The 21178-nt window shown below is 64.5% G+C and carries 18 protein-coding genes; 5 read left to right on the top strand and 13 right to left on the bottom strand.

Annotation, left to right across the window (positions count from 1 at the left end):
* Positions 1-4: 4 nt before the first annotated feature.
* The gene (locus tag QCE63_RS14520) at positions 5-637 is read right to left on the bottom strand and encodes a LysE family translocator (protein WP_309833929.1); all 633 of its coding nucleotides are present in this window, start codon (positions 635-637) and stop codon (positions 5-7) included.
* Positions 638-962: 325 nt separating this feature from the next.
* Positions 963-2165: an ATP-binding protein gene (locus QCE63_RS14515; RefSeq protein WP_309833928.1), complete on the bottom strand. Its 1203-nt coding sequence runs from the start codon at positions 2163-2165 to the stop codon at positions 963-965.
* Positions 2166-2321: 156 nt separating this feature from the next.
* Between QCE63_RS14515 and QCE63_RS14510 the strand changes: the two genes are divergently transcribed.
* Complete coding sequence (locus QCE63_RS14510) at positions 2322-2720, top strand: FKBP-type peptidyl-prolyl cis-trans isomerase (RefSeq protein ID WP_309833926.1); 399 nt, start codon at positions 2322-2324, stop codon at positions 2718-2720.
* Between the two features lie 93 nt (positions 2721-2813).
* On the opposite strand, the gene acnB is transcribed toward QCE63_RS14510, so the two are convergent.
* Both acnB and QCE63_RS14500 read right to left on the bottom strand, forming a co-directional pair.
* On the bottom strand, positions 2814-5399 hold the full coding sequence (gene acnB, locus QCE63_RS14505; RefSeq protein WP_309833924.1) for a bifunctional aconitate hydratase 2/2-methylisocitrate dehydratase: 2586 nt from the start codon (positions 5397-5399) through the stop codon (positions 2814-2816).
* Between the two features lie 206 nt (positions 5400-5605).
* On the bottom strand, positions 5606-6271 hold the full coding sequence (locus tag QCE63_RS14500) for a GntR family transcriptional regulator (protein WP_309833923.1): 666 nt from the start codon (positions 6269-6271) through the stop codon (positions 5606-5608).
* Positions 6272-6401: 130 nt separating this feature from the next.
* Here QCE63_RS14500 and QCE63_RS14495 point away from each other — a divergent pair, with 130 nt between their 5' ends.
* Both QCE63_RS14495 and QCE63_RS14490 read left to right on the top strand, forming a co-directional pair.
* Entirely contained in the window at positions 6402-7880 is a 1479-nt protein-coding gene (locus QCE63_RS14495) for an MmgE/PrpD family protein (protein ID WP_309833922.1), read from the top strand.
* A 30-nt stretch (positions 7881-7910) separates the two neighbouring features.
* The gene (locus QCE63_RS14490; RefSeq protein WP_309833921.1) at positions 7911-9386 is read left to right on the top strand and encodes an MmgE/PrpD family protein; all 1476 of its coding nucleotides are present in this window, start codon (positions 7911-7913) and stop codon (positions 9384-9386) included.
* On the opposite strand, the gene QCE63_RS14485 is transcribed toward QCE63_RS14490, so the two are convergent.
* On the bottom strand, positions 9383-10129 hold the full coding sequence (locus QCE63_RS14485) for a glucose 1-dehydrogenase (protein WP_309833919.1): 747 nt from the start codon (positions 10127-10129) through the stop codon (positions 9383-9385). The genes QCE63_RS14490 and QCE63_RS14485 overlap by 4 nt on opposite strands.
* A 190-nt stretch (positions 10130-10319) precedes the next feature.
* Between QCE63_RS14485 and QCE63_RS14480 the strand changes: the two genes are divergently transcribed.
* Positions 10320-11138, top strand: coding sequence for a methyltransferase domain-containing protein (locus tag QCE63_RS14480; protein ID WP_309833918.1), 819 nt, complete (start codon positions 10320-10322; stop codon positions 11136-11138).
* Positions 11139-11142: 4 nt separating this feature from the next.
* Here the strand turns inward: QCE63_RS14480 and QCE63_RS14475 are convergent, their stop codons facing one another.
* The 7 genes from QCE63_RS14475 to sauS form a co-directional block, all read right to left on the bottom strand.
* Entirely contained in the window at positions 11143-12765 is a 1623-nt protein-coding gene (locus QCE63_RS14475) for an FAD-dependent monooxygenase (protein ID WP_309833917.1), read from the bottom strand.
* Between the two features lie 116 nt (positions 12766-12881).
* On the bottom strand, positions 12882-13193 hold the full coding sequence (locus QCE63_RS14470) for a DUF1634 domain-containing protein (RefSeq protein WP_309833915.1): 312 nt from the start codon (positions 13191-13193) through the stop codon (positions 12882-12884).
* Entirely contained in the window at positions 13190-14053 is an 864-nt protein-coding gene (locus tag QCE63_RS14465) for a sulfite exporter TauE/SafE family protein (RefSeq protein WP_309833914.1), read from the bottom strand. The genes QCE63_RS14470 and QCE63_RS14465 overlap by 4 nt, the downstream gene beginning before the upstream one ends.
* Positions 14054-14156: 103 nt before the next feature.
* The gene (locus QCE63_RS14460) at positions 14157-14324 is read right to left on the bottom strand and encodes a hypothetical protein (protein ID WP_309833913.1); all 168 of its coding nucleotides are present in this window, start codon (positions 14322-14324) and stop codon (positions 14157-14159) included.
* Between the two features lie 36 nt (positions 14325-14360).
* Positions 14361-15704: an MFS transporter gene (locus tag QCE63_RS14455; RefSeq protein WP_309833912.1), complete on the bottom strand. Its 1344-nt coding sequence runs from the start codon at positions 15702-15704 to the stop codon at positions 14361-14363.
* 61 nt (positions 15705-15765) lie between these two features.
* Positions 15766-17376 (bottom strand): AMP-binding protein, encoded by a 1611-nt coding sequence (locus QCE63_RS14450; RefSeq protein ID WP_309833910.1) that lies wholly within the window; start codon positions 17374-17376, stop codon positions 15766-15768.
* A complete protein-coding gene (gene sauS, locus QCE63_RS14445) occupies positions 17373-18848 on the bottom strand; it encodes an acylating sulfoacetaldehyde dehydrogenase (protein ID WP_309833909.1) in 1476 nt (491 codons plus the stop codon). The genes QCE63_RS14450 and sauS overlap by 4 nt, the downstream gene beginning before the upstream one ends.
* 212 nt (positions 18849-19060) lie before the next feature.
* On the opposite strand from sauS, the gene QCE63_RS14440 reads away from it, so the two are divergent.
* Positions 19061-19825 carry an IclR family transcriptional regulator gene (locus QCE63_RS14440; RefSeq protein WP_309811956.1) on the top strand — a complete coding sequence of 255 codons (765 nt, stop codon included), beginning with the start codon at positions 19061-19063 and terminating at the stop codon, positions 19823-19825.
* Positions 19826-19831: 6 nt separating this feature from the next.
* On the opposite strand, the gene QCE63_RS14435 is transcribed toward QCE63_RS14440, so the two are convergent.
* Positions 19832-21178 (bottom strand): amino acid permease (locus QCE63_RS14435; RefSeq protein ID WP_309833907.1); only part of this gene is annotated, 1347 nt, incomplete at its 5' end.

The raw sequence follows: 21178 nt of genomic DNA, 5'->3' as shown, positions 1-21178 counted from the left end.
GACCTTAGCGGCGGGCCTCCGTCGCCATTCTGAGCGCGAGGCCCGCGAGCACGGTGCCCATCAGCCAGCGCTGGATCAGCAGCCACGCGGGCCTGCGCGCGAGAAACACGGCGATGGAACCCGCGGTCATCGCCACCGACGCATTCACGGCGATGCTCAGCGCGATCTGCACGAGGCCGAGCATCATCGATTGCGCGAGCACGCTGCCGTGTTGCGGGTCGATGAACTGCGGCAGCAGCGACAGATACAGCACGGCAATCTTCGGATTCAGCAGGTTGGTCACGAAGCCCATGGTGAAGAGCTTGCGCGGGCTGTCGACGGGGAGATTGCGCACCTGGAACGGCGAGCGGCCGCCGGGCTTCACCGCTTGCCACGCGAGCCAGAGCAGATACAGCGCGCCGCCGAAGCGCAGCGCGTCATAGGCGAAGGGAATGGCGATCAGCAACGCGGTGATGCCGAACGCCGCGCACAGCATGTAGAACACGAAGCCCAGCGCGACGCCGCCGAGCGAGATCAGGCCGGCCGTGCGGCCCTGGCAGATGGAGCGGGAAATCAGATAGACCATGTTGGGCCCGGGCGTCAGGGCCATGCCGAGCGCGACCAGCGCGAAGGCGATGAGGTGGGCTGTTTGGGGCATGGGCGCGGGCTCCGGTGGGACAGTGGGATCATTGTCCCGTGTGATGGCGTTGGCTGGACAGGGACACATGGGAAGTGGGCCTTCGATACAATTGCGCGCGGGGTTCGCGTCTGTCGCAGTAGCGCTTCCATCCGCTTTTCGAAACCTCTCGCGCGTTGGGCAACGGTGCAATGCACGGGCGCTCTCACGCCGGGTCTAATCGGCGTTCGCGATCATGCGAAGTTTGCAGCGATGCCGTTGCCCATCCCGGCTTCAAGTCCAAAACAAAGCCCCAAGGTCGACGAGACAGCCGTTTCCGATGGTTCCAACGTTTTCGTGAGCTTCGTTATTCGTCGCTCTCCCCGGGCGGGTCTTCGTTCAGACCCAGCGCCAAAGCCAGCCCGCGCGACTCCCGCCAGGCGATTTTCACGAACGGGTCAGTCGCGTCGTATTTTCCTTTGCCCGTCGACATCACCAGATTCGCGTCCGTGAGCGACAATAGCGCGTTCTGGACCGCGCTCTGCGAAACCGGCATGCCGATTTCGCTGGTCAGCGCCTGATTGGTTTCAGCAGAGTAGAAACCGCCTGTGGGTCCGTCGCTCAGGCAAATCCGATGGAACACGGCCGTGGCAAGATCGCCCAGACTTTCGGCTCGAGAGATTTCTACATCGGCAGCGGAATGGCGCAGCGCCTGCACGATGATGGGCAGTTGAGCGTCGGGCGCAAGGTCGGAAGGGCTGTCGCGCAGAGCAATCAAGGCCTTCAACATTTCTTCCGGCCGGCTGCCGAGTTGCTGGAATGCGTTGATCGCGACAGGTAACGTGGGCAAGCGGTCTCCGAGTTGCTCGCGCGTCTGGTCCAGCACATACGTCACGTAGTCCTCGCCCAGCAGCGGGAACGGCTGTGACCATGCACCCTGGAACGCCTGATTGCCACGCATCACCATTTCCTGCACCTGCGCCCGGTGCGATCCGGTGCCAATGATGAACAGCTTCCCCGGCATGCCGGGCTCCAGATTAACCGCGTCCCGAGCAGCCTTCAGCGCCAACAACAGTTCGTTGCCGGCGGCGCTGCCCATCGCGTGCTGGATTTCGTCGATGATCAGCACGACGTTGGCGCGCGTTTTTTCGACGACTTCGGTGAACACGGCCGCCAGAGTCGGACCCGTTTTCTTGCCCAGCTGATCCAGCTTGAAGCCGAATTTGAAGCCGCCACCCCCTACGTCAATTTCCGAAACACGCTTGAGCTGCCGGGAAATTCGGCCGAACAGGTCGGACGCCGGTTTCTGCAGATCCGCCAGGGTTTGTTCGATGGCGCCCGTGACCAGATCCGCAGGATTGGCCTGTACCTGACTCCACAAATCGGCATACATGACGATGGCGTCCTGACCCTGCAGCGCAGGCATCAGATCCTGCCGGATGAAGGTCGTCTTGCCGATACGCCGCGGCCCGGACAGGAATACGCCTGCCTCGAACTGTGGATCGAGTGCCCGGGGATGAAGGATCTGGCGGGCCATCTCGTCAGCCAGCTCGGTACGATGGTAGGCCATGGCAATTACGAAAATTATTCAACGAGGATAATTATCCCATCCAAATAATTTTTGGTAAAGCTCACCAGCTTGTGTTCCCTGTCAAAGAAAGTCCCCTCGCCAGCCCCGCAAGGCCAGCCCGATATAATCGCCGGACCACTCCACGAGGATCCGCGCATGAAAATTCTTGTCGCCCTGAGCACCGCCCTGGCCCTGTCGAGCACCGCGTTCGCCGCCAACACCACCGAAAAGCTGCCTTCCGGCGTCGTGGTCGAGCACCCGAAGCAAGGCACCGGCGCACAGCCCACGGCCAGCGACGTCGTCCGCGTCAACTACCGCGGCACGCTCGCCAACGGCACCGAATTTGACAGTTCCGCGAAACACGGCGGCCCCGCTACTTTTCCGCTCGGCCGCGTGATTCCGTGCTGGACCCAAGGCGTGCAGAAAATGAAAGTGGGTGGCAAGGCGAAGCTGACGTGCCCGGCTGCCACCGCCTACGGTAGCCAGGGCATCGGCCCCATTCCGCCGAACAGCGACCTGACTTTCGAAATCGAACTGCTCGGCATCGGGCAGTAAGCAATCGCGCTGTAACCGTCGCGCAAATGAAAAGGGCGCCGCAGGAGTTCATCCTGCGGCGCCCTTTCTTTCGCGCCGTGGCGCGTCAGCGAATTACATCGTCACGGTGTCGGCGACTTGCTTGAAGTCGTCGATACGGTCGAAGTTCAGGTACTGATAAATCTTGTCGCCATTGGCGTTGATCACGCCGATGTCGCTCATGTACTCGTCCTTGGTCGGAATCCGGCCCAGACGCGAGCAAATGGCCGCCAGTTCCGCCGAGCCGAGATACACGTTCGTGTTCTTGCCAAGACGGTTCGGGAAGTTGCGAGTCGACGTAGACATGACCGTAGCGCCCTCGCGCACCTGCGCCTGGTTGCCCATGCACAGCGAGCAGCCCGGCATTTCGGTACGCGCACCGGCCGTGCCGAACACGCCGTAGTGGCCTTCCTCGGTCAGCTGCTTCTGGTCCATCTTGGTCGGCGGCGCGACCCACAGCTTGACCGGAATATCGCGCTTGCCTTCCAGCAGCTTCGACGCCGCACGGAAGTGACCGATGTTCGTCATGCACGAACCAATGAACACTTCGTCGATCTTCGCGCCGGCGACATCCGACAGCGTCTTCACATCGTCCGGGTCGTTCGGGCAGGCCACGATGGGCTCATGCACATCGGCCAGATCGATCTCGATGACTGCCGCGTACTCGGCGTCCGCGTCCGGCGCGAGCAGTTGCGGATCGGCCAGCCACTCTTCCATGGCCTTGATGCGGCGCTGGAGACTGCGCGGGTCCTGGTAGCCCTCGGCGATCATCCACTTCAGCAGCGTGATGTTGCTGGTGAGGTATTCGATGATCGGTTCCTTGTTCAGATGCACCGAGCAGCCGGCCGCCGAACGCTCGGCCGAGGCATCCGACAGTTCGAACGCCTGCTCCACCTTCAGATCCGGCAGCCCTTCGATTTCGAGAATGCGGCCCGAGAAGATGTTCTTCTTGCCTTGCTTGGCGACCGTCAGCATGCCCTGCTTGATGGCGTACAGCGGAATGGCATTGACGAGGTCGCGCAGCGTGACGCCCGGCTGCATCTTGCCCTTGAAGCGCACCAGCACCGATTCCGGCATGTCCAGCGGCATGGTGCCGGTAGCGGCCGCGAAGGCCACCAGTCCCGAACCCGCCGGGAAGCTGATGCCGATCGGGAAACGCGTGTGCGAGTCGCCGCCAGTGCCGACGGTGTCGGGCAGCAGCATGCGGTTGAGCCACGAGTGGATCACGCCGTCGCCGGGACGCAGCGCGATGCCGCCACGGTTGCTGATGAAGTTCGGCAGGGTCTGATGCGTCTTGACGTCGACCGGCTTCGGGTACGCGGCGGTATGGCAGAACGACTGCATCACCAGATCGGCCGAGAAGCCGAGGCACGCCAGGTCTTTCAGTTCGTCGCGGGTCATGGGGCCCGTGGTGTCCTGCGAGCCGACCGAGGTCATCTTGGGTTCGCAGTACGTGCCCGGGCGCATTCCCTCGCCTTCCGGCAGACCGCAGGCGCGGCCGACCATTTTTTGCGCCAGGGAAAAGCCCTTGGCCGTGCCGGCCGGCAGCTGCGGCAGGCGGAACAGGTCCGATGGCGCCAGACCCAGCGCTTCACGCGCCTTGGCCGTCAGCCCGCGGCCGATGATCAACGGAATGCGGCCGCCGGCGCGCACTTCGTCGAACAACACTTCCGACTTGACCTGGAATTCCGCGATCACCGCGCCGTTCTTCAGCGCTTTGCCTTCGTACGGACGCAGTTCGACGACGTCGCCCATTTCCATCTGCGACACGTCGAGTTCGATGGGCAGCGCGCCTGCGTCTTCCATCGTGTTGTAGAAGATCGGCGCGATTTTCGAGCCGAGGCACACGCCGCCGAAACGCTTGTTCGGGATGAAGGGAATGTCTTCGCCCGTGAACCACAGCACCGAGTTGGTGGCGGACTTGCGCGAGGAACCCGTGCCGACGACGTCGCCCACATAGGCGACCAGGTGACCCTTCTCCTTCAGCGACTCGATGAACCGCACCGGGCCGCGCTTGCCGTCTTCTTCCGGCGTGATGCCGGGACGCGCGTTCTTCAGCATGGCCAGCGCGTGCAACGGGATGTCCGGGCGCGTGGTGGCGTCCGGCGCCGGCGACAGGTCGTCCGTGTTGGTTTCGCCGGTCACCTTGAAGACGGTGACGGTCAGGCTCTCAGGCACTTCCGGACGGCTTGTGAACCACTCGGCGTCCGCCCAGCTTTGCAGCACGGCGCGCGCGTGGGCATTGCCCTTGTCGGCGAGTTCCTTGACGTCATGGAACTGGTCGAACATCAACAGGGTTTTCTTCAGCGCGTCCGCAGCCACGGCGGCCACTTCGGCGTCCGACAGCAGTTCGATCAACGGCGCGATGTTGTAGCCGCCCAGCATCGTGCCGAGCAGTTCGGTGGCGCGCTGGCGCGAGATCAGCGCGCAGGCGGTTTCGCCCTTGGCCACGGCGGCCAGGAAGCCCGCCTTGACTCGCGCAGCCTCGTCCACGCCGGCAGGCACGCGGTTCGTGATGAGGTCGAGCAGGATCTGCTCTTCGCCCGCGGGCGGATTGGTCAGCAACTCCACCAGCTCGGCGGTTTGCTGAGCCGTCAAAGGCAGAGGCGGAATGCCGAGCGCGGCGCGTTCGGCGACATGAGCGCGAAAATTTTCAAGCATGAGGGGACCGTTCGTTTGCGTTTCAAAGGACGACTTTCCAGTCGCGCCGAGGCTGCTCCCGGCATTGCTTCGAGCGCAATTTTATCTTTTTGAGCCCATCGCGTCAATTATCTTATGTCTTATGTCTTATACAAGACTTGCTGTCAAAGCCTGTTGCGACGGTCGGTTTTCATGGTTTGACGGCGTGACTGTCAGGCGCCCTGCGCTCACGCCGAAGTCGACGGCCACGAAGCCTCGATCGCCTGCAACGCGCTCGTCACGATGGAACGGTTCAGCGCCGCCGCCAGCACGCCATCGCGCTCTTCGTAGGCTTCGCACAGGCGCTGATGATCCGAGCACGAGCGTTGCAGGCGTCCGGGCAGCGACGTGCTCAGGCGGCGCAGGCGATTGATGCGCATGCGCATGGAATCCAGCACCTCTTTGAAGATGCCGTTGCCGCACACGCGCAACTCTTCATCGCGGAACGCGACATTGGCCCAGAAGTAGGCATCGACGTCAGCGCGCGCGGCGGCCTCGGCAAGCTGCCGGTGCGCGGCCCAGAGTCGTTCGATGTCCTGCGGCGTCGCCCGCTCGACGACGCCCAGCGAGATTTGTGCGTACAGCAGCGCGCGCAACTGATACAGCTCGCGCACGTCGTCGAGCCTGATGGCGGAGACCCTCGGACGCTTGCGCGGCGGCCAGTCGACCAGTCCTTCGCGGCTCAGGACGAACAGCGCTTCACGCACCGGCGTGCGGCTGACCTTGAAACGTCTGGCGAGTTCGACGGAGTTCAGATCATCGCCGGGCGCGAGTCGACCTTCGATGATCCCGCGCGCCACCCAGTCGATGATGTCGGCGGTTGCGGGATAAAATGTGTCGACACTTTCGCTCATGACGGTCATTCCGGATGTCTGGTAAGGTGCGATGAGACGCCAATAATTCTACCTCCGCCGCGATGGAGCCCGTTTTCAGATACTCCATCTGTCGACACTTAGCAGAATTTTCACCTCGAGGAGACATTGCATGCCCGAGCGCCATCGGCCTCAACGTCGCAGGCTGTTGCAATCCGCTGGAGCACTCGCCGCGCTGTCCTTGGGCGGTTCGCGCCTCGTCCTCGCTGCGAGCGAAGCGGAAAACGCAAGCGCAGACCATGAACACATCACCGCGCAACTCGCGCGCTACATGGCGCAGGCCCGCACGATGCCGCTCCCTGCTCCCGTCGTCCTCGCCTGCAAGCACCGGATTCTCGATACCTTCGGCGCGATGGTCTCCGGATCGCGCATGCGCCCCGGCATGCTCGCGGCGAAATACGTCGGCACGCTCGGCGGCGCGCCCCAGGCGACGGTCATCGGCACGCACGCGCGCACGAGCATCGTCAATGCGGCGCTGGCCAACGCCATGTGCGCGCATTCCGATGAAACCGACGACTTCGAACCCGTGACGAAGGCGCATCCGGGAAGTTCGGTGGTGCCGTCGGCGCTGGCCATGGCCGAGCACGGCGCACAAAGCGGCGAGACCATGATCCGCGCGGTCACGCTCGGCTACGACCTCGCCTGCCGCCTGCTGATGGCGCTCGGCCCCGATCTCGTGCGCGGCTCGCATCGCAGCGCGGAAGGCACGGCCTCGACCTTCGGCGCGCTCGGCGCGGCGGCTGCCCTCGCGGGCCTCGATGAAACCGCGATGCGCTATGCGATCTCCTATTCGGCGCAGCAGGTGTCCGGCCTCTGGAGCTGGGTCAAGGACAAGGACCACATCGAGAAAGCCTTCGACTTCGCCGGCATGGGGGCGCGCAACGGCGTCATGGCGGTGAGCATGGTGCAGTCCGGCATGACGGGCGTGCGCGACGTGCTCGACGGCACGCACAACCTGTTCATCGCGCTCTCCACGCAGCCTGATCCGCACGCGATGATCGACGGGCTCGGCTCGCGTTTCTACGTGACCGAGACGGCGATCAAGACTTACTCGGTGGGCTATCCGATCCAGTCACCGCTCGACGCGCTGCTCGCCCTGCGCAAGCAATACAACCTGACGCCGGACAACGTGAGCCGCATTGTCGTGCGGATTCCGCCGGATGCGGAAGGCATTGTCGGCGATAGCGCCATGCCCGACGTCAACTGCCAGCATCTCGTGGCGCTCGCGCTGGTGAAGGGCGCGGTGTCGTTCCGCGACAGCCACGATGTCGCCCTGATGCGCGATCCTGCGATTCTCAAGGAGCGCGCGAAAGTGACGGTGCAACCGGACCCCGCGCTGCATGATCCCGCCGCACCGCGCGGCGCGAAAGTGCAGGTCACGCTGACGGATGGCCGCACGGTCGAGCACTTCACGCGCTTTGCGCCCGGCACGAAGGAGAATCCGCTGTCGAGCGAAGCCGTGGCGGCGAAGGCGCGCGATCTGATGGCGCCGGTGCTGGGCGCGGCACGCACGGCCGCGCTGATCGAGAAGATCGAGCGACTTGAAACGCTCAGGGATGTGCGCGAATTGCGCCCGCTGATTACCGCCTGACATCCGGGCACACTACAGGGAGACGAACCCATGGCCAGCATCGACCGGCGCTATTTCCTGAAGACCGGCGCGGCAGGCGCGCTCGCTTCCGCCACGGTAGGCACGAGCGCGCTGGCGCAAGGCAGCAACACTGCGGCATCGCAGCCAGGCGCCATGAATGCGCGACCGCCGAAGGTCACGCGCATCCTTGCCGAGTTCATCGGCAAGACGCGCTACGAAGACCTGCCCGCGCCGGTGCGCCGTGAAGGCGTGCGCACGCTGATGAACTGGGTCGGCGTCGCGGTGGGCGGCTCGCACGACACGACAGTCGATCGCGCCGTGGCCGCGCTCACGCCTTTCTCGGGACCGCCGCAAGCCAACCTGCTCGGACGCACCGAGCGCTTCGACATCATGAACGCGGCGTTCATCAATGGCGTCAGCAGTCATATCTTCGATTACGACGACACCCACCTGAAGACCATCATTCATCCGGCCGGGCCGGTGGTCTCCGCGATCCTCGCGTATGCGCAATACCATCCCGTGTCGGGCAAGGATTTCCTCAATGCGCTGGTGCTGGGTGTAGAGACCGAGTTGCGCATCGGCAATGCGGTGTACCCGAATCATTACGATGTCGGCTGGCACATCACCGGTACATGCGGCGTGTTCGGTTCGGCTGCGGCGATGTCGAAGCTCATGGGCCTCACCGTGCAGCAGACGGTCTGGGCGCTGGGACTGGCGGCGTCGCAGCCGGTCGGGCTGCGCGAGTCGTTCGGTTCGATGAACAAGAGCTTCAATCCCGGCCGCGCCGCCGCCAACGGCATGTTCGCAGCGATCCTGGCGAGCAAGGACTACACGAGCTCGGACGGCATGATCGAGGCGAAGCGCGGCTGGGCCAACGCGATCAGCACCAAGCAGGATTACCGTGAGATCACGGACGGCCTCGGCTCACACTACGAGTCCACGCTCAACACGTACAAGCCGTTTGCGTGCGGCATCGTGATCCATCCGGCGCTGGACGCCGTCATCCAGCTGCGCAACCAGAACCATCTCAGCGCAGACCAGATCGAACGGATCGATTTGCGCGTGCATCCGCTCGTCATCGAATTGACGGGAAAGAAGACGCCGCAGATCGGCCTCGAAGGCAAGTTCAGCATCTATCACGCGGTGGCGATTGCGATCATCGACGGCGCCGCGGGCGAGAAGCAGTTCAGCGACGCCAAGGTGCGCGACCCGCGGACCATCGCGCTACGCGAGAAGGTGAATACGATCGTCGATCCTTCGATCAAGCCCGAGCAGGTGGACATGACCATCACGTTGAAGGATGGCCGCAAGCTGCACAAGTTCATCGAGCATGCGATCGGCAGTACGGAGGTGCCGATGACCGATCAACAACTGGAGAAGAAATTCTCCGATCTCGCCGACGGTATCCTGCCGGCGGATCAGACGCGCGCGCTGATCGACACGTGTTGGCATGTCGAGGCGCTGGAGAATGCGGGGGATATTGCGGTGGCGGCGGTTCGGCGTTAGCGCATCCCACCACTCGCAATCAGACTCTCGCCGGTCAGCCACCGTGCATCGTCCGACGCGAGGAACACCGCAATCGCCGCGATGTCATCCGGCCGTCCCACCCTGCCGAGCGGCGTTTGCGCCAGCGCCGCCGCTTCGAATTCCGAACCGATCACACCTGCCGTATGCGTGCCTTCCGTCACCACGACGCCCGGATTGATCGAATTCACGCGAATCTTCCTCGGACCCAGTTCGCGCGCCAGCGAGCCGGTGATGGCATCGACAGCGCCTTTGGTGCCGCTATAGACGGCGGTAGTCGCCGGCGTGATGCGGCTCACGACCGAACTCACATTGACGATGCTCGCGCCTTCGCCCATATGCTTGACGGCGGCCTGCGCGGTCAGCAGCGTGCCTAGCACGTTGACGTTGAACTGCTTGTGAAAGTGCTCTTCGGTGATCTCTTCGAGCGCCGCGAACTCATAGACGCCGGAATTGTTCACGAGAATATCGAGCCGGCCATAGGTTTCGATTGCCGCGTTCACGATGCCTTGCGCATCCGCCGCCTTCGATACATCGCCGCCCACGGCAACCGCACGGCCGTTCGCCGCAGTGATCGCAGCGACGACGGCATCAGCGCCTTCCTTGCTGCTCGCATAGTTGACGACCACCGCCGCGCCTTCGGCCGCGAGCGCCTTGGCGATGCCCGCTCCGATGCCCTTCGATGCACCCGTGACCACCGCGACCTTGCCTGCAAGTTTGCTCATGATGTCTTCCCTGAAAAGTTGACTGGACGGTAGAGGACCGGCTGTTTCGCTGGGTCGGCCCTGCCATGGTGACAATGTAGTTGGGCTGTCACCACCGATAAAGCGGACTAAAGTGAATTGACATGCAGGCAAACGCGAATAATGAACCGAAGCCTTGCCGACTCTTGCTGGCGCCATGGAGGCAGACCGCATGACTACGCTTCGAAGCGATACGAACTTCGCCGGCCCGATTGCCGGGCTGTATGAGCAATTGCTCGTGCCGATGCTCTTCGCGCACTACGCGGACGACCTTGCCGGCCGCATTGCCGCACTGGATCCGTCACACGTGCTGGAAACCGCTGCGGGAACCGGAGCGCTGACACGCGCGATGTCGCGCATGCTGCGTCCGCAGGCCGCCATCGTCGCGACCGATCTGAACCAGGCCATGCTTGACCGCGCCGAAGCGACGGGAACGCCCGCGAATGTCACGTGGCAACAGGCTGATGCACAAAGCTTGCCGTTCGCCGATGCAGGCTTCGATGTCGTTGCCTGCCAGTTCGGCGCGATGTTCTTTCCCGACAAGCCCGCCGCCTTCGCGGAAGCGCGTCGCGTGCTGCGATTGGGCGGCATGCTGTTGTTCAACGTGTGGGATTGCATCGAAGAGAACGCTTTCGCCGACACGATCACGATTGCGCTCGGCCGCGTGTTTCCCGATGATCCGCCGCTGTTCATGAAGCGCACGCCGCACGGTTATTTCGATGCACGCACCCTCTCGGCGGATCTCGCCCAGGCAGGTTTCGATGCAACGCCGCGCATCGAAACGGTGACGGCGCAAAGTCATGCACCATCTGCACGGGCCGTGGCCGTCGCGTACTGTCAGGGAACGCCCTTGCGCAATGAGATCGAAGCACGCAAGAACGTCACGCTCGATGAAGCCACGGCTGTCTGTGAAACAGCGATCGCTGACCGCTTCGGCGCCAGTCCGGTACAGGCGAAGATGCAGGCGCACGTGGTCGTGGTGCGCCGCTGATACCTCACTCGCGATCCAGCACGCGCTTGAGCCACGCAATGAGCGCCTGCCCGTCGCACGAAGCACTGCGATAGCCCAGATGACCATCGGGCCGCACTGCCCACACCATGCCGTTGCGCGCCCCGAACTGCGCCGCGAACTCGCCCTGGAAATCTCCCAGCGTGCGATAGCGTTCGTTCGCGCCATTCATGATCGAAGGCGACATGATCAACACCACGCCGCCCGTGAGGCCGAGCGCGGCGCGCCATGCATCGACGGCCTCATCGAATGCGGCCCCGCGCGCGCCATCCTCGTCCTCGTCGATATAGCCGAGCAGCGTGTGCCGGCCGCGCCCGATGTGGTCCTGCAAGCGCTGCACCTGGCCGACGAACGCCTGCACCAGACCGCCCACTTGCGGGACGCGGTCGCCGGGCGCGGGCAGTTCGGATGCCATGTCCCGGCATTCATCGGCGACAGCGGGACTGCCGCGATAGCCCACCAGCAACTGCGTCTCGCGCATGCCCGGCCGCATCTCGCCATGCGCGAGCACGGTGTGCATGGCGCGGCTCGTCGACTCGACCACGTCGAGCCCGACAGGCCGCCGTTCCGCTTCATAACTGTCGAGCAGTTTCGGGCCGGCCATCCCGCGCGCTGCCAGCCCGACCTTCCAGGCGAGATTGTGCGCATCCTGCAAGCCCGTGTTCATGCCCTGCCCGCCGACCGGCGGATGGATATGCGCGGCATCGCCGGCAAGGAACACACGGCCGCGCGCATAGTGCTGCGCAATCCGATGACTCACGCGATACACCGACGACCAGCGCATCGACGACAAGCGCGTGTTGCGCGGCAAGATTGGCAGCATGATGCGCTCGACTTCATCGAACTCGGGCGCTGAGTTCAATGCATGCTGCGCGGCATCGTCGGGGAGCAGCACCATCGAGAGCCGATAGCGGCGCTTCGACCCGCGCACCGGCAACGCGGCGAGCGTCGTGGACTGCGGCGCGGCGCCTTCGGCCGTGCCTTGAACCTTGCCGGAAAGATTGAAGCGGTACATCGGTCCGCGCGGCAGATTCCAGTCCACGTCGACATCGGCGAGCATGAAGGTCTGCGGATATTGATCGCCTTCGAAAGGCACGTTCAACTGATGCCGCACACTGCTGCGCGCGCCGTCGCAACCGACCAGCCAGCGGCAGCGAACCGTACGGATCTCGCCGCCCGCCCTCTGCACGCGGGCATCGACGGCATCGTCCGACTCGGTGAAGTCCACCAGCGTCGCGCCATAGTCGACATGCCCGCCATGCACTGCAAGCGCCGTCTCGAGCAAGCGCTCCGTTTCGAACTGCGCCAGTGAAAGCGCGCCGTAGGGCATGCCTTCGCGCGGGAACTGCGCGCTGAAGACGGGATCGCCGTCCTGGAAGGTTTCGGCGCCGGTGAGCCAGACGCCTGTGTCGATCGCATCGCGCGCGATGCCCAGGTCCTCGAAGATCTCCAGCGTGCGCGCCGTGACACCCAGTGCCTTGACGAAGAAGGTGCGCGCCTCGTGCGCATCGATCAGGCACACATCCAGCCCGTCGCGCTTCAGTTCCGCGGCGAGCAGCAGGCCAACGGGGCCCGCGCCGGCTATCAACACATCGGTCGTATCGTTCATGATGCGATTTCTCCCGAGGAATGCGATGCCTGCGTGTGCCGCGCGAAACGACCGCCGGCGAAAGGGAGAATAACCGTTGTGCCTATGCTTGTGCCGCCATTCGATCGCCCGATCCGTCAGCCGGCGAGCGGACCGAGCCGCACGCCGAGCACGCAGCCGGCCGCGATCACGACGAGCACGGCGGTGGCGATCGTGGCGTAGAGCATGTTGCGCTGCCGGGCAAACACCGCGAGCAGCAGCGCGACCCGCATGACAGGAAGCAAGACGAACAGCGCGACGCCCGCCGTCATGACACGAGCGGCCCACGGCGCCGGCCACGCCTGGAGCACCAGGCCCGCGCCGATCAACCCGCACGCGATCCACGTCCCGGCCTGTAGAAAAGCCGCGAGCAAGCGGTCGAGCGAAACATGCGCGGGAGACTTCATCATCCGGCGAGTTCGGTGAGGTTGATGCCCATGCCTTGCAGCACCATCTGACCTGCGACGATCACGAGCACGGAGAGAAACAGCACGCGCAGGCGTTCGCTGCGCACCTTCATCAGCACGCGCGCGCCGAGCACGGCGCCGAGCACCGAGCCGAGCGCGACCGGCGCAGCCAGCGCGCTGACGATCTCCCCGCGCAGGAAGTACGCGCATCCGCTGGCGGCAGCCGTGACGCCGATCATGAAGTTGGAAGTCGCGGTGGAGACCTTGATGGGCAGGCGCAGGGCATTGTCCATGGCGGGAATCTTGAGGATGCCGCTGCCGATGCCGAGCAACGCCGACACCAGCCCTGCCACCAGCATCAGCATCAGGCCGAGCGGCACGTGCTGCACGCGATAAGCCACATCGCGATGCAGACGATGATCCGGATAGGTCGAATGCAGTTCGAGCACGGCGGCAAGCCCATGCGAAGGCGCAGTGGATGCCGCAGACGCCGGATCCTCACGCCGCACGAACATCTGCCAAGCCGATACGAGCAGCACGCCTGCAAACAGGAAGTCGAGCGCCGGGACGGGCACGATGCCCGCCAGCAGCACGCCGCAGAGCGCGCCCAGCGTCGTGCCCGTTTCGAGCACGAGGGCCAGCCGCACGTTGGTCAGCCCGCCGCGCAGGAAGGCGGCCGCGCCGCCGCACGAACAGGCGATCACCGACACGATGCTGGTGCCGATGGCCGCGTGCATGTCGACGTGAAAGAACATGGTCAGAATGGGCACGATGAACAGGCCGCTTGCCATGCCGAGCATGCCGCCCGCCGCACTTGCGCCGAGGCCTGCGCAGAACAGCCACAGCGTGGTTTGCAAGCTCATTGGATCCGTTCGGAGGAGATCAGTGAGCCATAACTATAACATGTCATAACGAGTCGGAAAAATGCATGAATCACGGCCTGTCGTGCATCCAGCTACGCAAACTTCATTGGAATTTCACCGGCACGGGCCGCGTGAGCAGATGGGCATAGAAGGCGAAGAAACGGGTGTTGCCGTAGCGCGTGACATACGTGATCTTTTGCGGCGAAGTGTCTCCCGAATCGATTGGGATAGAGCGGGCGCGCCGCTGCAACGCAGGCAAAGCGCCACTCATTCCACGATCGATCCGGGAACGACACCGACCGCGTCCTCACTCGTTCCAGTGCCCCGCGCTGCCTGCAAAAGCCGGCACGCCCGGCTGGTCGCGCTGCTGCTGCGCTTCACGCGCTTCGTCCGCCTCCACGGTCTTGCTCGTGTCGATGAACAGCGCCGCGACCGCACCCACGCCGAGCAACGCCGCCGAGATCGTGAACGGCACGTTGTAACTGCCGGTCTGCTGGATCAGATAGCCGAACACGACCGGCGACGTCATGCCCGCAATGCCGAAGCCCGTGTTCATCATGCCGCCAGCCGTGCCCGCATACTTGCCCGCGATATCGAGCGGCAGCGTCCACAGGACCGGATTCGTGATCTCGAGAAAGAAGAACGAGCCGGTCAGGAACCACACGGCGGCCAGGGGGCTGGGTGCGTTGACCATCGGCAGGAGGAAGGCCAGCGAGCCGCCCATGCCCACCACGAGAATGCTGCAGCGTGCGAGCCGCAGACGGCCGGTGATCCGGTAGATGCGGTCCGAGATGACGCCGCCGAGCGTGTCGCCCACCACGCCCGCCAGCAAGGGCAACGCGGTGAAGAGCGCAAGATGCTTGAGGTCGAAGCCGCGCGACTCCTTCAGATAGGAAGGCAGCCAGGTCAGATAGACCCACAGCAGCCAGCCGTAGCAGAAGTCGACGAACGTCACGAGCCACATGCGATGAATCAGCTTGCGCCAGGGTGTCACGCTGGTTCGGGCACGCGCGCAATCGCCCGCGCGATAGCCGATCTCGGCAGTCTCTTCCGGCGTGATGCGGCGGTTCTCATCCGGCGAATTGGTGAACACGAAGAAGTAGAGCACTGTCCATGCAAGGCTCGCGATGCCCAGCAGGATGAATGCCTCGCGCCAGCCGCTCGCGGCCACCACGGCCAGCACGAGCGGCGGCGTGAGCGCGCCGCCCAGCCGCGAGAAGCTGTGCGTGATGCCTTGCGCGAAGCCGCGTTCATGCACCGGCATCCAGTACGTGAAGGCGCGCGTGGCGGTCGGGAACGCACCGCCCTCGCCGATGCCGAGCGCCAGGCGCAGCACCACGAGCATGCCGATGCTGCCGGCGAAGCCCGTCGCCAGCGTGGCCGCGCCCCAGATCAGCGAGAGCACGATCAGCACGAGCTTGGGACCGAACTTGTCGGCGAGCCATCCGCCGACGACCTGCATGACCGCATACGGATACGCGAACGCCGAGAACACGAGTCCGAGCTGCACGGAGCTCAGTCCCATTTCCTGACGGATCAGCGGACCCGCCACCGCAATGTTCGCCCGGTCGATGTACGAGATGAAGTACATCAGGCACATCACGCCGAGGATGATATGGCGCGTCTTCACGCGCTGACGATGCTGGTTCATTGTGTCTCCCATGTCCATCTGATGTGGAATGTGCAAGTCCTGCCGTGAAGCGCGCGCCCGCTTATCCCGCGGGCTGCGGCTTGTCCAGCAGCTTCAGGCGCTGCACCTTGCCCGAGGGGCCGCGCGGCAGGGCATCGGTGAAGCGGAATTCGCGCGGTGTCTTGTAGCGGCCGAGTTCGCGCAGACAGTGCTCGCGCAGATCGGCGGGATCGGGCGCATGCGCGCTGTCATGCGGCACGATGAACGCGACGATGTCCTGCCCGTAGGCCGGATCAGGCACGCCCACGGCGGCCGCTTCCAGCACGCCGGGATGGCGCAGCAGCGCTTCGTCGATCTCGCGCGGCGCGATGTTCTCGCCGCCCTTGATGATCAATTCCTTCGCGCGTCCGTTGATGTAGAAGAAGCCGGCCTCGTCGCGATAGCCGAGGTCGCCGCTGTGCAGCCAGCCATCGGCGGTGAAGGCGTTACGGGTCTCCTCGGGCCGCTTGTAGTAGCCGCTCATCAGTTGCCCGCCGCGCAGCACGAGCTCGCCGGTTTCGTTGGACGCGCATTCGCGTCCTTCGAGATCGACGATCTTCGCCTCGCCGCCCGACGGCAAACCGATGCTGCCGATCCTGCGCAACGCCGGGTCGTACGGGTTGCTGAACGCAGGCGCGGCGGTTTCGGTCATGCCCATCGTCTCGATGACGCCGATGCCGAAACGCGCTTCGAACGCGCGATGATGATCGGCAGGGAGCGCCGCCGACGCACTGCGGCAGAACTTGAGCGCCGACAGATCGAAGCCTTGCGCGCTTTCCCCGTTGAGCAGATAGGCGACGATGGTGGGCACGACGTTGATCCATGTGCAGCCGTGCTGCGACGCCTCGCGCCAGAAGGTGCGCGCGGAGAAGCGCGGCGTCATCACCGCCGAGCCGCCGTGATGCAGCGGCGTGAGCAAGGCCACGACGAGACCGTTGATGTGATACAGCGGCAGCGACACGAGCACGCGGTCGTCTTCGCACAGGCGATGCTCGGCGCTGATGTTGCGCATGTTCGCCAGCAGACTGCGATGACTCAGCAACACGCCTTTCGGCGCGCCGGTCGTGCCCGAGGTGTACATGAGCAACGCGGTGTCGGCGGGATCGGCGCCTTTCCCTTTCGCGACGATCTGTGTGGCATCGTCGCCAGGCGGCGGCAGGGTGCGGGGGGCAAGCGCGGGAATGACGGGCAAGGTCGCTGCATCGGGCGACGTGCGCACCACCGCGATATCGCGCGCCATGCCCTTGAGCGCATCCGTGACAGTGTCATGCGTATCGTCGGACACGAAGATCAGGCGCGTATCCGAATGCTCGACGATGTAGCGCACCTGCGACGGCTGGCACAGCAGGTTCAGCGGATTGGCGACAAGCCCGCTGTACATCGCCGCGAGCAGCAGACGCGCGGTCTGGATGCCGTTCCCCATGAACACCGAGACCACGTCGCCGGGCCCCAGTCCCGCTGCCTCGAAGCGCACCGCGAGCGCGCGGCAGTCGTCGCGCAGCGAGCGGAACGAGAGTACGTCGCCGCCCTCGGCATCGAGCAGGAATGGCTTGTCGGGTGCGTGCTCGGCGCGCGCGTCGATCAATGCGCGCAAGGTCGTTGCATCGAGCGGCGCATGCCCGGAAGTCGTCATGCGATCAGCAAGCGTGCTCATCGTCCGATCCTCCGGAAGTAGTCGCCGAGCAAGGCATCGACTTCCGGCACGCTCTCCGCGATCGGATATGCCACACGCGTCACGTTCATGTACTGCCGGTAGCCGAGGTTCGCCGAGAAGTTGTTGCCGCCCCAGGTTCCGCAGCCCATCGAGAGCGAGAACGGCAGGCCGTTGTCGAAGTTGCCCCCGGTCGCGAGACAGTGCGCCTGATTCACGATCACGCGCGCCACCGGCAACTGCGAGCCGAGCAGGACGGCCAACGCATCGTCCGCGCCATGCACGCCTACCGAATGACCCGCGCCCATGTAGCTGTAGATGTCGCGCACGATGTCCATCGCATGCGCGGTATCGCGCGCGCGATACACCGTCAGCACCGGCGAGAGCTTCTCTCCCGAGAACGGATGGTCCTTCCCATAGCCGGTCTCCTCGACCATCAGGAAGCGGGGCTCGCGTGCGGCGATGTCGTCGAGGCCGGCTTCACGGGCGATCGCCGCAGCGGAACGCGCCGTGCAACGCGCCGACAACTTGCCGTCCTGCCACAGCGCCGCCTGCAAGCCTGCCTTCTGCGCCGCGTCCAGCAGCACGCCGCCCTGCTTGCGCAGCGCATCGAGCATGCGTGCATGAATCGCGTTCTCGATTACGACGCTGTTCTCCGACGAGCAACTCGTCGCGTTGTCGAAGGTCTTCGAGACGGCGATCTTGCGTGCCGCGTCATCGGCATCGGCCTGGGCGGTCACGATCGACGCCACGTTGCCCGCGCCCACGCCGAAGGCCGGCGTGCCGCTCGTATAGGCCATGCGCACATTGGCTTGCGAACCGGTGGCGACCACCAGGTCAGCGAGGCGCATCAATGCGGCCGTCGTCGCCTTGCTGGCGGGCGGCGGCAACATCTGCACGAGATCGGGATCGAGACCGGCCTTGGCGAACTCGGCGTGAATGAAGCCGATCAGCAACGCGCACGACGAATAGCCCTTCGGCGACGGCGCGACGATGATCGCGTTGCCACACTTGAGCGCATTGATGATCTTGTTGGCGGGCGTCGCGCCCGGATTGGTCGAGGGCGTGATGGCGGCCACCACGCCCACTGCCCGCGCGATCTCGACGATGCCATGCGCCTCGTCCCGCGCGATCACGCCCGTCGTCGCGACGCCATGCAGGTCGCGCAACAGGCCCAGCGTCTTGCGATGGTTCTTGCGAAACTTGTCGTCGGCGTTGCCGAGCCCCGTGTCGCGCACCGACAGATCCGCCAGTTGCCGGTTGCGCGCGGGCTCCATGATCGCCCACGCCGCGGCGGCCGCGGCCGTGTCGAGCGTGTCCTGTCCCGCGTGTTCGAAGCGTTGCTGCGCTGCACGCGCCCGCTCAACGAGCGCGCCCACCACGCGTTCCGCTTCCGCCTGTTGCGCGGCTTGAGGGGAGTCCGGCGCGTGTGCGCGGGGACGCCCGAGTGTTGCGCCGCTTGCCATGTCATTCATGCGATGAACCTCGGCTGATGAAGGATGAGAGGTGCTATCCAATCTAGTCAGCTCTGTTCGTCGCGCGGTCCCGTTTTCCGGAGTAACGCATGCAGCGATGGCGCGTGCATCGAAAAGCGCGGATTTCGGGACTTTCCAGAGTCCCGAAAAACAATTTTTTCGACGCACAATGAAATAAAAACGCAAGCGACACATATAAAGCAGGAGACAGCGTGACGTCGAATCAATCGAATGCCGCCGCCGTGCGTGCGTTCCGCGTGCTCGAAACCCTCGCGGAAGCCAATCGCCCCTTGTCGATGACCGAGCTGGTCGATGCGCTCGGCCTGCCGAAGCAGACCGTGCATCGCATCCTCGTGCAACTGATGGACGCGTGGCTCGTCACGCGCGGCGCCAGCGACCGGCTCTATGAATGCTCGCCGCGCGTGCGCACGCTCGCCATCAACGTGCTGATGCATGCAGGGCCTGCTGCGGCGCGGCATGCGTTGCTCGAACAACTCGTCACGCGAGTTGGCGAAACCTGCAACCTGACGATGCTGGCGGGGAACGACGTCGTGTATGTGGATCGCGTGGAGACCGGCTGGCCGCTGCGCATGCACTTGCAGCCGGGTTCACATGTGCCGCTGCATTGCTCGGCGAGCGGCAAGCTGCTGTTGAGTTTCCTGCCGAAGGAACGGCGCGAGCGCATGATCGAGCGCTTGCCGTTGCGGTCCTACTCCGAGCGCACCATCACCGACCGCGACGTGCTGCGCCGCGAGCTCGCCTTGACGCGCCGCCGCATGCTGGCCATCAACAATCAGGAGCATTTGCAGGGACTTGTTGCGATTGCGGTGCCGGTGATGCTGGACCGCAATCGCGCATGTGCCGCCATTGCCATCCAGGCGCCGGTGGGACGCGTCGCGCTCGATCAGCTGCTCGCCTTCGAGCCCGACTTGCGCCGCACGGCTGAAGAAACCGCGCGGACTTTCAGGGAAGAGTAAAGCGCTTCAACGTTCGGCTGTTTGCAAATGCTGCGTCGCGTGCTCGTCGGCGTCCACGTCGATCTCCTTGCGCCCGCGCTTGAACACGACATAGGCGACGAACAGGATGCCCAGACTCGCGACACCGAGCCACAGCGGCTTGCGTTGATCCGGGATGAACGCCATGGCGATGAGAATCGCGAGCATGCCGACGATGGCGAGCCAGGTGAGATAGGGAAATCCCCACATGCGCACGCGCAGGTCATTCGCCTCGAGGCTCGTCATGCGGCTGCGCAGACGCAGTTGCGAGAACGCGATCAGCAGGTACACGAAGATCGCCACCGTGCCGTACGAGTTGACGAGGAACGCGAACACCGTATCCGGCGACACATACGACATCACCACCGATACATAGCCGAACACCGTGCCCAACAGGATGGCGCGTGTCGGCACGCCGCGCTTGTTGACCTTCGCGAGTCCGAGCGGCGCGTCGCCATGGCGCGTCAGCGCGAACAGCATGCGCGACGCGGCATACAAACCCGAATTCAGCGCCGACAGCACCGCCGTCAGCACGATGGCATTCATCACGTTCGCGGCGGCGGGCATGCCCATCACGTCAAGCGCGCTGACATAGGGCGTGGCCATCTGATGCGAATTCCACGGCACCAGCGCGACCACCAGCGCCACCGATCCCACATAGAACACCAGCACGCGCGTGATGACCGAATTGGTTGCTTTCGCAACTGCCTTGGCCGGCTCCTTCGCTTCCGCCGCGGCGATCGTCACGATCTCCGCGCCGAAGTAGAAGCCTGTCGCGGCTACCGCGCCTGTCATCACGGGTCCGATGCCGTTGGGCATGAAGCCACCGTGCCCGAGGAACGTGGCGGCGACGTCGGTCGTATGCATCGAGGCGGGCCACAGGCCGCACACGTAAAGGCCGCCGAGGAACAGAAAGACGATGATCGCGCCGACCTTGATCGAAGAGAACCAGAACTCGAACTCGCCGTAGCTGCCGACCGAGATGAGATTGGTCAGCGTGAGGACGACCAGCAGCACAAGACTGATGATCCACGCGGGTACGTCGGGGATCCAGAACTGCACGAGCTTGGCCCCGGCCACCGCTTCCAGCGCGATCACGATGACCCAGAAGTACCAGTACATCCAGCCGGTGAGGAAGCCGGCCATGCGGCCCGGCCCGCGCTGCGTCTTGAAGGCAAGCCGCGCGTACTCATAGAACGAGCCGACGGTCGGCATCGCGCAGGCCATCTCGCCGAGCATGCGCATGACGAGCACCACGAGCACGCCCGTGGTGAGAAAGGAAAGAATGGCGGCGGGTCCGGCCTGCTGGATCACCACGCCGCTGGCGTCGTCGCG

The organism is Caballeronia sp. LZ065 (genome assembly GCF_031450975.1).
GTDB lineage: Bacteria > Pseudomonadota > Gammaproteobacteria > Burkholderiales > Burkholderiaceae > Caballeronia.
Note: the sequence above shows the minus strand (reverse complement) of the source record. Positions and strands in the feature narration are given on the sequence as shown.

Bases quoted from the DNA above. Each gene is read 5' to 3' on its own strand.
- acnB (WP_309833924.1), bottom strand. From the start codon at position 5,399: ATGCTTGAAAATTTTCGCGCTCATGTCGCCGAACGCGCCGCGCTCGGC.
- QCE63_RS14515 (WP_309833928.1), bottom strand. From the start codon at position 2,165: ATGGCCTACCATCGTACCGAGCTGGCTGACGAGATGGCCCGCCAGATC.
- QCE63_RS14500 (WP_309833923.1), bottom strand. From the start codon at position 6,271: ATGAGCGAAAGTGTCGACACATTTTATCCCGCAACCGCCGACATCATC.
- QCE63_RS14455 (WP_309833912.1), bottom strand. From the start codon at position 15,704: ATGAACCAGCATCGTCAGCGCGTGAAGACGCGCCATATCATCCTCGGC.
- sauS (WP_309833909.1), bottom strand. From the start codon at position 18,848: ATGAATGACATGGCAAGCGGCGCAACACTCGGGCGTCCCCGCGCACAC.
- QCE63_RS14460 (WP_309833913.1), bottom strand. From the start codon at position 14,324: ATGAGTGGCGCTTTGCCTGCGTTGCAGCGGCGCGCCCGCTCTATCCCA.
- QCE63_RS14510 (WP_309833926.1), top strand. From the start codon at position 2,322: ATGAAAATTCTTGTCGCCCTGAGCACCGCCCTGGCCCTGTCGAGCACC.
- QCE63_RS14475 (WP_309833917.1), bottom strand. From the start codon at position 12,765: ATGAACGATACGACCGATGTGTTGATAGCCGGCGCGGGCCCCGTTGGC.
- QCE63_RS14490 (WP_309833921.1), top strand. From the start codon at position 7,911: ATGGCCAGCATCGACCGGCGCTATTTCCTGAAGACCGGCGCGGCAGGC.
- QCE63_RS14485 (WP_309833919.1), bottom strand. From the start codon at position 10,129: ATGAGCAAACTTGCAGGCAAGGTCGCGGTGGTCACGGGTGCATCGAAG.
- QCE63_RS14465 (WP_309833914.1), bottom strand. From the start codon at position 14,053: ATGAGCTTGCAAACCACGCTGTGGCTGTTCTGCGCAGGCCTCGGCGCA.
- QCE63_RS14520 (WP_309833929.1), bottom strand. From the start codon at position 637: ATGCCCCAAACAGCCCACCTCATCGCCTTCGCGCTGGTCGCGCTCGGC.
- QCE63_RS14495 (WP_309833922.1), top strand. From the start codon at position 6,402: ATGCCCGAGCGCCATCGGCCTCAACGTCGCAGGCTGTTGCAATCCGCT.
- QCE63_RS14480 (WP_309833918.1), top strand. From the start codon at position 10,320: ATGACTACGCTTCGAAGCGATACGAACTTCGCCGGCCCGATTGCCGGG.
- QCE63_RS14450 (WP_309833910.1), bottom strand. From the start codon at position 17,376: ATGAGCACGCTTGCTGATCGCATGACGACTTCCGGGCATGCGCCGCTC.
- QCE63_RS14470 (WP_309833915.1), bottom strand. From the start codon at position 13,193: ATGATGAAGTCTCCCGCGCATGTTTCGCTCGACCGCTTGCTCGCGGCT.